This window comes from Ruminococcus sp. 1001713B170207_170306_F1 (assembly GCF_015668065.1).
GTDB classification, from domain to species: Bacteria; Bacillota; Clostridia; order Lachnospirales; family Lachnospiraceae; genus Blautia_A; species Blautia_A faecis.
This window is the reverse complement of record NZ_JADPEX010000031.1, coordinates 46,154-58,792: the sequence shown is the minus strand read 5'-3', so window position 1 is coordinate 58,792 and position 12,639 is coordinate 46,154. Positions and strand designations below refer to the sequence as shown.

Here is a 12,639-nt window from a genome sequence, read left to right as displayed (position 1 = left end):
CTTCAAATTGTCCTCCAGTGGAAAATATAGATGTATTTACTGCAACCAGGAAGCTTCCCTCTTAAGATAGAAACTACAAAACCCTCCCTTGTATGTCGCTTAAGAGGAAAATACCCTTTAGGTTTATTTCTATTCCTAAAGGGTATAAAAATAATATTTTCTTCCCGTATCAGTTAGCAACCACCAGTTGAACTCAACATCATAAACTTAAGATTAGATATTACACATTTATATTATCCTGCTAAAAACTCATTTCAAAAGGGCAGATTAAAACGAAGAGAAATCTTCACAGAGCTCCTTCTGTATACTTTAACAACTTAAAATGCCCATAATCTCCCTTTAAACGGAGAATGGGCATTTTAAAAGCTACTCTTTTGATTGCTTTTATATTTATTTGAGATGTTTTTTCTACGCTCTTTTCCAGGTAGTTCCCTTATGGGAAGTACATAGCGCTCCATTTCTTCCTGTAGTTCTCCAAGTTTTTTGATCCGCTTCTTTTCCTCCGGTTCCAAAAGGATTTTTAGCATAGTCTCTTTGAAAAGACCGATGGCTACATTTTCATTGGTATGCATGGGATATTTATTCCTGTTTTCCCGTCCTGCTGCTGCGGCCTCTTCGTCCGCACTGTTCCGAATGTCCTGAACCATGTTATATACTAAAACCTGCGCCCAAAAATCCTGGTGCACATATACTGTGGCTTTCCCTGTTACACTTTCAAATTTCATTTTGTTTTTTAGAGTATTGTATTTCTTCTCAATTTCCCATCTTTGGTAATATAAATCCGCTAATTCTTCTGCGGTAATTGTATCCGGAAGATCTGTCATCAGCGCAAGTTCATTCCCGGAGGGAAGAGTCGATTTTGATATTCTTACCAGCGTGCTCCCTTTCTTTTGCATCTGTTCATATCGTTCCGGATGTTTTTTTCGTATTTTTTGTAGGCGTGCAAATGAATGTTTTAAAATGACTTTTTCATCTGCCGACTGCATCCGTTTACGTTCTGCCATATAATCGTTGGATGAAAGACGGATCAGATAATGAATCCCTTCCGTTTCCAGAAAGTCAATAAACTCTAAGGAAGGATAACCGCGGTCAAAAACTGCGACAACCGGCTTCCTGATTCCAAATTTTTTTAATTGTTTTAAGTTTCTTTTTGCCAGTTCGTTTTCACTGATGCAAATATGTTCAATTTCAATATCCAGGTAAAAATGATTCAAAACATCATACATTCCGCTTACCAGTGCCCGTACCTGCCCTTTCCCGGAATGCTGGTTGCCGCTGTTTCCAAATGCTTCCCTGTTATCCTTTGAGTTTGGAACTTCCGCCTTGCTCCCGTCAATCGCGATTAACAAATATCCTTTCCACAGTCTGGGTTCGTCAGAACGATAAAAATCCATAAGATATTTACGGTTCAGATAGGGAAAAATTTCCGGATTTAGACGTTTTCTCTGTTGTAGATATCCCTGGACAGATAACTGCATAGACAAGTCTCCTTTTTCTTTGAAATAGTTTCTAAGTTCAAATGTCGTGGTAAGCCCCTTTTTTGAAAGACAGCATAGCAACATGTCTTTTAGGGGCATTTTTCGCTTTCTCGAAAAAGCATGGTTTCCATTCTGTCTCGCATATTTTGCAATTTCCGGATCAGATAATAATGCAGAAAACTTTTGAAATCTTGTTTTATAAGATTTAATCATATACACCCCTGCCTATATTTTAACACAATGAAAGGAACCTGCGAACAGATTCCTTTCCATTTTTTTCTTAAGTTTATGATGTTGAGTTGAACTGGTGGTTGCTAACTTAGCTGATATTGCAGTATTTTTTATGGGATAAAAAAGTGAATATTATACTACTTTGTAATTATTAACTATTATTTGACACAAGCCATCATTTAACAGCTAAAATTTGACATACTATATTTTATTATACCTACTCATGAATATAAATTCAAGGATATTATTGTGTAAAGAAAAAAGTGTATAAATCTGGAATATCTATAGGCTGCTGTTTTCGCTTTGGCGGTGTCGGCGGAAGGACTTCATTCATATAAGGTCCAATCATAGATACGGTATCTATAACTTCCATCCGGGATCTGATACTTCGATCCGCTGTTTTATCTAGTTCTATCGGAAGAATCACCTCAAAATGGCTTCCTTCTCCCAGTTTGCTCTCTACCTGAATGGTTCCGCCCATCATCTGGATGATATTGTGCGTGATCACCATTCTCTACCAAGTGTTCAAACTCTGTTTCATATTCCATCCATAATAAACTCATTTTCGGTCACTCCTCTTCCAAAACATTTTCATATAAAAAACGTCTTTCCTCAAACAGATGAAAAGACGTTTTTGCTCATATCATTATCTTATCAACAGGCATGGAGATGTTATCATTGGACGCAATAAGAGTGCTGTGCAAATTATATATTTCTCTAAACATGCGTCAATACCTCCTTGCTGACTTTTCTTATATATATTTATAAATGGTCATCTTTACTTTCTCAATATCCAAAGGTTTTGCCAGATGTGCATTCATTCCAGCAGCAATACATTTTTCAGCGTCCTCCTGAAAAGCATTTGCTGTCATGGCAATGATTGGAATTGTCTCAGCATCAGGATGTTTCAGTGACCGGATTGTTTTTGTCGCAGTAAGCCCATCCATTACAGGCATCATGATATCCATCAGAATTGCGTCAAAATAACCTTCCGGTTTCTCCTGAAACATCCTGACCGCCTGCAGTCCATCTTCTGCAACTGTCAGATTTGCACCTTCATCAGACAACAGAGTTTTCGCAATTTCTGCGTTCAGTTCATTATCCTCCACCAGCAATAAGTTTAATCCACTAATATCCATCTGTGCTGCTGTTTTCTTTACTGTATCTGGTGCGGAAGCAAGTTTAAACGGAATTCTGATAATAAAAGTTGATCCGATTCCTTCTTCGCTTTTTATTTTAATTGTTCCGCCCATTTTTTCAATCAGGCCTTTTACAATCGACATTCCCAGTCCAATTCCCTGTTGTGTACTTCCAGAATCATTCCTTTCCTGCGAAAACGGCTCAAATATATGCTTCAGATATTCCTTACTCATGCCAATGCCTGTATCTGTGATCGTCCATTCATATGTCGTAATTCCATCCACTACTTCTGTATAATCCAACACCGTTATTATCTTGCCGCCAATCCGGTTATACTTAATACAGTTTCCATAAATATTAAGAAAAATCTGTCTCATATGCACCGGACTTCCATAAATAAAAGGATATCGAAGCCCTTCTTTTTTTGAACGGAACTGCAGTTGAATTCCTCTGTCTTTTGCCCGCTGTTCTATGATAGTCAGAACATCCTGACTTAATTCATCAAAGTTGATGATTTCCTGCGTTAGCGGTACATTTCCATCTTCGATTTTGCTCATCTGAAGAATATCATTAATAAGTGACAATAGATAATCTGCGGCTACCTGCATTTTTCCGAAATTTTCCAGAACCAATTCACTGTCATCAAAATGCTTCTCAGCAATCTTCAGCAATCCGATAATGCCATTCAGTGGGGTTCTCATATCATGAGACATCCTGGAGAGAAAATCAGACTTGCTTTTATTTGCTTTCTTTTCACTTTCCAATGCAATTGATTTGTGCATGAAGTCATTTTTATCCAGCATGAGATTCCAATGTTCAATGGTTCCGTCTTCCTTTATTACTTTCTGTCCACGATCTTCGATGTATTTGTATGTGCCGTCCTTACAGCGTATCCGGTAAATAGTAGCATAATGATCGGAATGCGTATATTGATTTAATGCATCTGCAAGTCCGACCTTTACGTCATCTGGATGAGCAAGACCGATAATATTACCGCCAGAAGCGTCCATCAGTTCCTTCGGTGTTGCGTAACCGAGCATATTTGCAAATTGTTCTGAAACATATTTAAAAGAATATTCCGGGTCATCATTACTGATTTTGACACCGCCAGGGATGGATACGGTAAATAACTCCAGCTGACTTTGCAGTTTCTTCGTTAATTCCTCGATCATAGCCGTATGCTTTTTCTCTTCTTCCAGAAGCTTCGCATACTCTCTGTTTGATTTTTCCAGTGCCCTCTCTTTTTCCTCTAAGCGATAATGTTCTGTACGGTCAAGAACATAATTGACTGCAATGATATCTCCGGTTTCTTCTTCCCGGTACAGGGCCATGTGATCTTCTGCAAGCATGGGCTCAAAAGTAGCAGTCCTGGTCCAATATCGGAATGATATATGCCGTTCACCATTTTCAAAACGCTTTAACAGTCGTTCTCTGTCAAACTCGTGCAGAAAATCTTGAAGACCTTCTTCAGGTATGGTCAATGCCCATGCATCCACCAGACTCTGTAAGCTTGAATTTTCCGGCAAACCTAATTGTTCATTCAGATTATATTTTTTTCCATTAACTACCTGATACATGGAACCACGTACAATATTCTTTGTGAGATTGATCACGCAGTATCCATCGGCAATAGCAAATACCGACTCTTCCAAAAAACGGTTATTAATCATATCCTGACTCATACTTGTTTATCTCCCTGTAAATTCTCTGATACAGATTATATCCTTATCCAAATATATCCGTCAACAAAGAGTTTTTACATTGTAGAATGAAAATTTACACGCTCATCAGTAGTATTTGCAGGATTTAAAAAACAGGAACATTTCATAAATTTCTCAGCTATATGGCAAGCCGGGAAGTCGGGAAAATAGCAATTCAGTAAATGTACTGAAAAAGAGTGGGGTGAGTGGGGATAGTTGCCAATATGGGGATGTTGGGGTAAAAGAAAAGCCATGGTTCGTGCCATGACCTTTCAAAAGAACATTTAATTTCCGCTTGCAACTCCGGCAAGTTTTACTGTCACATCATAAGTAGACGAATCATCTTCAACAGATTTTCCGTTGACGCAATCAGCGTCTGTTCCTTCCATCCAGATATACACATGAACGGCAATTCCATCATATCCTACATTTGTTGTATTTTTCTATTTTATAATGTCAAAATACCCGATAATTCCTATGCATACGTCTTTCTTCATAGGTGACCACAGCGTATGCAATTTCAGTTTATACATCTGACTATTATTTTCCAACGTCGCTTTTATCTGCACAGAGATTTCTTTATTTTGTACAGATGTCTGGTGTAACAAAACCCGAATAGATGCAGAAGATTCTTTAGAGCTGTAATTACATTTATAAATATGCCCCCGAATCCTATCTAAATATTAGGACATTTCAAGAAAAGCAGGAACTCTTCAAAGGAGTTTCCTGCTTATTTTTATTACCATTATTTTTTTACACCAATTAGTAATAGCCATCTATGATCAAACATGATTTGTGAATCTTTATTATATGGTGAAAAACCGGTTTTTCTACCGCCTTCCAATTCAGCTTTCATCAAATTTGTTATCTCTTCTTGCACATCTTCCGAAGTATCAGTCAGTTCCATCCAACTTTTTAGATTCACCGGCACCAGAGTAGTTTCTTCGCATTGCAGTGCAAAATCTTTCTTGAACATTTCTTCAAATTCTTCCCTGCTGAGGATTCTGGTATGAGAAGGATCACGCATATTTTCAATCTTATCATCAATTTCTCGTAAAGGCTCCTCGGCAGCTTCCATATCCCAGACCACCATCTTTCCCCCTTTTTTCAAGACACGTTTCATCTCTTCAAAAGGTTTCTCAGGATTGTCAAAATGATGGAAAGAAAGCCTTGTGATCACCAGGTCAAAGGTTTCGGGTTCGTATGGAAGTTTTTCGGCATTACCACTTTGAAAGTAAATATTTTCTATATGACTTTCTTCGGCAAGTCTGATTCCCTGTGCCAGCATTTCTTCCGTCATATCCAGACAGGTAATATCCTTTACATAAGGAGCCAGAGCCCTGCCACAAATACAGGTCCCGGCAGCTACTTCTAATGCATGTTCTTCTCCTGTTGCTGCGATTTTCTGAATCAGATAGTCTGTATATTCCACTTTTGACATATGATATGCTACAAATTTTTCAGCCTGTTTTTTGAATGACTGTCTGACTATATCATTATGATTCATTTCAAACGCCTCCTATCCTGTTCTTTGTTTTCTTATAATACCATAAAAACGGGATAAATGACTTAATATACAATATAAAATATATTATATTTAAAAAGAATATGTTAAAGCACAGTTTATGTCCAATAAAATACTGAACGGAGGAATATAAAATGGGTGATGCAAGTATTATTGCAAGACTGCTTGCTAATGGTCATGTTCAATACGGCTGGAGTGGAAATGGAGGGTATTTTAGCATGGTAGGAATTAGATTGCTATTATGGTATCAAGAGCCTAAAAATGTAGAATATCTATTTTCACTTGGGCAGACATCATTAATCGGAAAGATTGGAAGTGAAAAAGGCGGTTTTAACTGGTATGAAACTCATTGCCCTACAGGAGAGCCGTTCTGGCTAGATAATACGGAAAGAATGATTTTTAGTAGAATTTAGTTCATTATGTTTCAGTTCTATAAGCAACTGCTGATGATCGTCACAAGTTGTTTTTGGGGAGTCCGTGGCAGTAGTTTGGGAAGCTGCTGTCAAAGTGTCCAAAAAGATTTCTCTTAGTATACTGTCACCCCCAGCGGTTACAGATATAATTTTTATAAAATACATTAAGGGCAGACACCAAAAACCGAGGTCTTTGATGTCTGCTCTCTTGTAATTAGAATGAATCACCTGAAGACATATTTAGAATGGATTACTTGAAGCCGGGGCTTTTATTGAAGTGATCAGATCCATCCATTTATACATATACCAGTTTCCGTCCTTAGATGATTTATAAACATCGATCCATTTACCACTGTCAGAAGCCTTGCAATAGATAAAGGCTCTATACTGATCAGGAGATGGTATGGAAGGATTTGCCGGAATGTATATCTGATCTTCATCTACTACAGAATCCTGAGTTAATGTAATTGAATAAGGCTGTGAAGGTGTGTAGTCATTCGCCGGAGTTGCACCATTTAAGAATGCATTTCCAAGATAGAGATACTGTTTACTCTTTTTCATTTGCTCTGCTAATCTCTGCTTCTCATAAACAGATAACTGCTTATTGCATAAATATCCGATCATTTCTTCGCAATCTGTCTGATTTTCCGGTTTCCAGGTCCGAAGTGACATGACATAAAGAGCGAGCACCTTATATCTTCCATCATCACCGCTGATGTTATACTGCTTCAATTCTTCCACGTTTGTTGGAATTGTGCTGAAAGTATAGGTATAAGTATTCAGAGGAATCTCAATCACTACAGATTCGCCAGCTTCATTCTTGACTGACCGCTGCCCTTTTATAACTGCTTTCGAAAGAACTGGTTCAGTCTGAGGCTTTGTTTCCATGGTAACTGTAACTGTGCATGTAAGAACAATCCCTGCATCTACTTTGATTTCTGTTGTTCCAACATTAATTGCATGTACCTTTCCCTGACTGTCTACCTCTGCAATATTCTTGTTTGAACTGGTCCATACGGGCAGATGCTTAGGATCCTGTACGCTAAGCTGATAATATTCACCTTTACGCATGCTTAAAGATGTTGCACTTAGTACTGGTGTTTTTGCTGGAGCTGTGGTAGGTGTTGCTGTAGGCTCTGCCGGCGGATTTACCGGAGCAGAAGGTGTTGTAGGTGCTGGCTTTGCAGGTGCTTTTTTACTCTTAACAGTAACCTTACACTTGTATGTTTTTTTGCCAACTTTAGCTTTAATATATGCAGTTCCTTTTTTCTTTGCTGTAACGACACCCTTTTTATTGACAGTTGCCACTGATTTCTTTGTGGAGGACCATTTCACTTTCTTTTTTGTGCCTTTTACCTTTAAACGGTATTTCTTGCCCTGGGTCAAGGTAAGCTTTGTTTTGTTCAGTTTGATCTTCGCGGCATTTACAGATGTGGTATCCACTGCCAGACACATTACTACAAGTAAGAAGGTAGTAAGCAGTACGCTGGCTTTTTTTAATGATTTTTTACCATTTCTCATAAGCATTTTCTCCTTTCTTATAAGCAATACTGTCCTTTTTATTCTTATTATACATAGTTGCTTCTGATTTGCACTAGCACTTCTGACAGTAATCGAAAAGGATTATAAAAATGCTGCTATGCATATATCATTTATTCATCTGCCTGCTCTGCTAATTTATTTCCTCTACAACGTATAACAATCATATCGAATCGCTTTTCCGCTTAACGTATAAGAAGGCTTCCTTCCTGCCAGAAAATCACTTTTCAGCGGTCGTTTTACAATGATCTTATCCGGGTCTGCGCTGATAGCGGCGTCGAAAAGGTCGGTCTCTTGGGAGCATGGGGGCTCCAGCTTCTGGATGAGCTGCAGTTTTTTGTTGATCAGGCTGGACTTTTGTCTTGCGGGGAACATGGGATCCAGGTATATGACGTCTACAGGATCCAGGAGTGCGGGCATTAATTCCACGCTGTTGCCTTCTGTCAGCTTCATGCGGGCAGCGATCTCTTTCAATACGGGATGCTTCTTTGCCCGGCGCAGGGCATCCTTTAAAAGAACAGCAATCACTGGATTCTGCTCATACAGAGTTACCTCATACCCCTGGGCTGCCAGAAGAAATCCATCCTCTCCCATACCTGCTGTGGCATCTATTGCCTTGCGCCCTGGCTTTTCTGATTTGGAAGCCCGTACCAGCATTTCATGCTGTAATCTTCCGTTGGTCACCCGGTGAAGCATATTTTCGAAATCTCCCTGATAAGCCAGACCATATCCGGTTAAAGAAACACCTTTGGAATTAAAAAGCACCGTCAGGTGCTCTCCCGGCTTTTCAGAGATTGGGGTATTTGTGCGCCTGGAAAAAGCTTCAGCCATATCTCTTGCGCCACCTTTTTCAAGGCAAACTACAATTTTCTCACTCATATTCTCTTCTCTTTCTTTGTATAATATGATATGAGTGTCAAAAGGTCTTTTGACACTCATTTGATACCCGGATTGCTACGCAGCTACGCTGCTCCCGCAATCCTCCAAATATTCGAAATCCGCTGATTTACTGCGTAAATCGCTACTTTCTCATATTTGGCGTGTCCCAAGTTCAAAAGCCTTATCGTGCAAGCACGAACAGCTTTTTGACCTTTTGACACTGGTATCATAATATAAGTATTATAATTGTTGGCTTCTTTCATTACATTTTCTCAATCAGCTTGGAGTACACATGTTCTACAAACCATGGTTCTGTAGATTTCTTCAGCGCTTCTTCAGGGGAAAACCAGGCGACACCGCTGTTCTCGTCGGCTTTTATGGAGACAGCTTCCTCAAAATCTGCTTCCAGCAGATATGTTACATTCAGATGTAAATGGCTGGACACATATTTGCCCTTTTTCACATGTCCATCTACTGTAAGGGATTCCAAAGAAAAAATCTCCTCAGATACAGGACAGACATGGGAAATCCCCGCTTCCTCTTTCACTTCCCGAAGGGCAACTGCAAGTAAATCCGTTTCTCCGTCCGCATGCCCTCCCAGCCAGGACCAGGAATTATAAATATTGTGATAGACCATGAGAATTTTGCTTTTATCCTGATTTACCACCCAGGCAGAAGCAGTCATATGTGCTACCGTGTTTTCTCTGGAAAAAGCATTGGTATTATTTCTGATCCAGTTCAGAATAAGCTGCTTATCCGTCTCTTCTTGTTCATTGAACGGGGTATAATACTCAATTTGGTTAAGTAGTTCCTGTCTGTTCATTATAGAGTGCTCCTTTTTATTGGTCTTGTACAATAGTATAACATAAGCAGATATTTATTTACACCTGAAAAGGAAGTATCTTTGTTATTCAAAATGCTGTTTAGCGTTTTCAAGATTGGTCTTTCCCTTTATCTTTAGCAACACCTTTGTTACAGTCAGCGCAGTGCCAGATTCGCTGCACAGAATTCTTGCCTGGGAGAGCGGGATATAGATCTGATTATCTTCTCCGGGGAGTATTGCAGCAACTTTACAGGGAAGACAGGACACTGGTGAAATATTATTCCCGGGATTGTCCATAGCCGTGAAACTACTGCTGGAAACGGAACTGCTGTATTCAGTAGAATTTTTATTTGAATCGATACTGTCTAACGTATATGTAATGGCAAGCTGTTCTCCCATCTTCAGATATTTATTCTGCTGTTTCTTTGAAATGGCATGTCCATTGGAGTCTTTCATATTTTCCAGAGAATTGCTCCCCAGGAGTAAGCGTGGAGTGTTTCCTAAATTGTCTTGCCCGGAAATTTCCGTAAAAGCATTCAGATCAATTCCACAAAATACAGTAGTTTTTGTATAGTCTTCTATTTTTATGGTTACTGGAATTTCCACAACTGGCCAGATTTCCTGAAGCCCATTTATTTTCGAAGCTTTTTTCAGGAAATTCTGGTCGTAACTGAGATTTCCAAGGGAAATTAAGATTGTATACTGCTGCTTCTCTTTCTGTATTTCATAGGTAAGCCTGAGAAAAAAGAAAAGAGTCAGTGAAATGAGAATCATCAGAAAGCAGGTGAAACCGTTTATTTTTTTCTTTCTCAACGGGATGCCGCCTTTCTTGCTTCTTCCAGAAGGACAGATTTTTTATGTAATCTGGACATGAGAAACAGAACGATGATGATAAACAGAACCGCCAGAATTGCAAAAATGGAGTACCACCAGCTGTTAGTCTCTTCCTGAGAATCCTCAACTTTTAGAGACTGAATTTGGGATTCCTTGATTTCGGAGGAAAAATCGACAGCTGTCTGGTAGGAGTTACCTGTGGAATCTTCGTAGATGAGAATCAGTTTTCCTGTAATTTGATCTGGTGAAATAGATGTATTCTGAGAAGTAGCATCATTTTCATCTGATATATCTGATACATTGTCAGATAAACTTCCTGCTTCTGCAACAGACTGCGATTTAGAACTTTTATTTCCGGTGCTTTCTTTTACATATACTCTTATTGTACCCTCAGATGCAGTTCCCTCATCTACATTTCCCAGAAATGCAGTCTCTTTTGGAGATAATCCATCTGCTTCTAATTTCACTTTGGCATTATAGATTTTATCCCTTCCAAGATTCAATGCTTTCACAGGAATTTCTACAGTATCCATTGTATAAAATACCGAAGGAATGTCAGACACTTCTAATTCTGCACGTACAGGCTGTGACACGTTAAAAGTCAGAGTTTCTGTGCTATTGGCACTGGAGGCTTTGGAATCTTCATATTCCAGAGAAAACAGGATTGTTACCTGACCTGGCTCAGTATCTTCTGCGATAGATAAATTCTGCGTTAAAGTAATGGATTCGCCAGGTGTCAGCCTCTGTACATAAAAAGAATTTTTATCAAATTCAATTCCTTTTGTTTCTGTGGAAAGAGAAATTTTTAGTCCATATACGTTCTGACTGCGGCTTTTATTTCGAAAGGTTACGGACATTTCCCAGATGCTGCCAGCTTTTAGTGTCTGGCTGGAAAGATTACTGTCTTCCAATAGCAGCTGAGGCTTGTGAAGAACCTTTTCTTCGGAGGAACTACCTCCGTCTGTACTGCCGGCATAGATCTCTCCATAAGAAGTATCTCCGACACCCATAGCATCATCACCGGCAGGCTCTGCATTACTGCTGTCTGTATTGCCAGATCCATTTTCAATAATAACATGAATGGGATTATTTTTGGGGGAAGAATCGTCACCGGATATGAATCCGCCCAGATCCGGGTCCGGATTGGAATCCAGGGTAGAATCCGGCTCAGAATCAAAATCTGGATCCTGGTTCATATCTGGTACAGTTTCCGCTTCATCTTCAAAAACTGTTTCTGTATTTTCAACATCAGCCTCCTGTGCAGAAACTGCAAATGGGGATATAAGAAACAGGATACTGGCAATTAATGCAGTAATCAATAAGATGCAGTCTGTTTTAACGGAAAATACAGAATTTTTTTGTAATCGTTTTTCTTTCATGTTCAGCCTGTCCTTTCCTTCAGGATTCCTCCGTCCATTTCATATACATGGTCACAGAGAATACGGATATCTTCTTCGTTATGACTGGCGAGAAGGATGGTCTTACCGGCAGCTTTCAGTTCCAGAAGAAGCTCTCGGATCTCCGCTACGCCATGTTTATCCAGTCCGTTGAAGGGTTCATCCAAAATGAGAAGACGGGGATCCTCCATAATGGCCTAAGCGATTCCAAGACGCTGGCGCATTCCAAGCGAATACTTTCCAACCGGTTTTTTCATATCGGGATCCAGGCCGACTTTTCGAAGAATAAGGCGGATATCTGCCTTGGAGATCAGTCTCTGCATATTTGCCAGAATTTCCAGATTCTTCATTCCTGTATATTGTGTAAGAAAACCTGGCGTCTCGATGATAACGCCAAGGCTTTCCGGAAAATCGGTGTCTTTTCCAATCTGTTTTCCTGATACATGGATGGTTCCGGTTGTAGCCGGCAGAAAACCACAGATACATTTCATAAGAACTGTTTTTCCGGAACCATTATTTCCAACAATGCCATATACCTGTCCGTAATTCAGATCAAGATTTACTTCTTTTAGAACAAGGTCTTCACCGAAACGTTTAGTAACATGACTTATTTGTACACATGGAATTGACTTTAATAATTTATTGTGATTTACACTGTTCATATAATCGTTTTCTTTCCA

Annotated in this window: 10 protein-coding genes and 1 pseudogene; 1 reads left to right on the top strand and 10 read right to left on the bottom strand. The window is 39.3% G+C overall.

From position 1 onward, the window contains the following. Positions 1 to 359: 359 nt before the first annotated feature. The 4 genes from I4V84_RS16675 to I4V84_RS16660 form a co-directional block, all read right to left on the bottom strand. Positions 360 to 1,691, bottom strand: coding sequence for an IS4 family transposase (locus I4V84_RS16675; RefSeq protein ID WP_195993008.1), 1,332 nt, complete (start codon positions 1,689 to 1,691; stop codon positions 360 to 362). Positions 1,692 to 1,953: 262 nt separating this feature from the next. Next, positions 1,954 to 2,220 carry a hypothetical protein gene (locus I4V84_RS16670; protein ID WP_148463375.1) on the bottom strand — a complete coding sequence of 89 codons (267 nt, stop codon included), beginning with the start codon at positions 2,218 to 2,220 and terminating at the stop codon, positions 1,954 to 1,956. A 241-nt stretch (positions 2,221 to 2,461) separates the two neighbouring features. Next, on the bottom strand, positions 2,462 to 4,531 hold the full coding sequence (locus I4V84_RS16665; RefSeq protein WP_195993007.1) for a hybrid sensor histidine kinase/response regulator: 2,070 nt from the start codon (positions 4,529 to 4,531) through the stop codon (positions 2,462 to 2,464). A 763-nt stretch (positions 4,532 to 5,294) separates the two neighbouring features. Beyond that, the gene (locus tag I4V84_RS16660; protein ID WP_148463379.1) at positions 5,295 to 6,056 is read right to left on the bottom strand and encodes a class I SAM-dependent methyltransferase; all 762 of its coding nucleotides are present in this window, start codon (positions 6,054 to 6,056) and stop codon (positions 5,295 to 5,297) included. Between the two features lie 152 nt (positions 6,057 to 6,208). Between I4V84_RS16660 and I4V84_RS16655 the strand changes: the two genes are divergently transcribed. Next, complete coding sequence (locus I4V84_RS16655; RefSeq protein ID WP_243284136.1) at positions 6,209 to 6,487, top strand: hypothetical protein; 279 nt, start codon at positions 6,209 to 6,211, stop codon at positions 6,485 to 6,487. 240 nt (positions 6,488 to 6,727) lie between these two features. On the opposite strand, the gene I4V84_RS16650 is transcribed toward I4V84_RS16655, so the two are convergent. From I4V84_RS16650 to I4V84_RS16625, 6 genes and pseudogenes are all read right to left on the bottom strand, one after another. Then, complete coding sequence (locus I4V84_RS16650; RefSeq protein WP_195993006.1) at positions 6,728 to 8,008, bottom strand: Ig-like domain-containing protein; 1,281 nt, start codon at positions 8,006 to 8,008, stop codon at positions 6,728 to 6,730. A gap of 165 nt (positions 8,009 to 8,173) precedes the next feature. Then, a complete protein-coding gene (locus I4V84_RS16645) occupies positions 8,174 to 8,905 on the bottom strand; it encodes a class I SAM-dependent methyltransferase (RefSeq protein ID WP_148463380.1) in 732 nt (243 codons plus the stop codon). Between the two features lie 262 nt (positions 8,906 to 9,167). Next, positions 9,168 to 9,728 (bottom strand): NUDIX hydrolase, encoded by a 561-nt coding sequence (locus I4V84_RS16640; RefSeq protein WP_195993005.1) that lies wholly within the window; start codon positions 9,726 to 9,728, stop codon positions 9,168 to 9,170. A gap of 84 nt (positions 9,729 to 9,812) precedes the next feature. After that, complete coding sequence (locus I4V84_RS16635; RefSeq protein ID WP_118583515.1) at positions 9,813 to 10,502, bottom strand: hypothetical protein; 690 nt, start codon at positions 10,500 to 10,502, stop codon at positions 9,813 to 9,815. Between the two features lie 35 nt (positions 10,503 to 10,537). Continuing rightward, on the bottom strand, positions 10,538 to 11,941 hold the full coding sequence (locus I4V84_RS16630) for a hypothetical protein (protein WP_195993004.1): 1,404 nt from the start codon (positions 11,939 to 11,941) through the stop codon (positions 10,538 to 10,540). A 2-nt stretch (positions 11,942 to 11,943) separates the two neighbouring features. Further along, positions 11,944 to 12,621 (bottom strand): annotated as a pseudogene (locus I4V84_RS16625) (ATP-binding cassette domain-containing protein). Between the last annotated feature and the right edge of the window lie 18 nt (positions 12,622 to 12,639).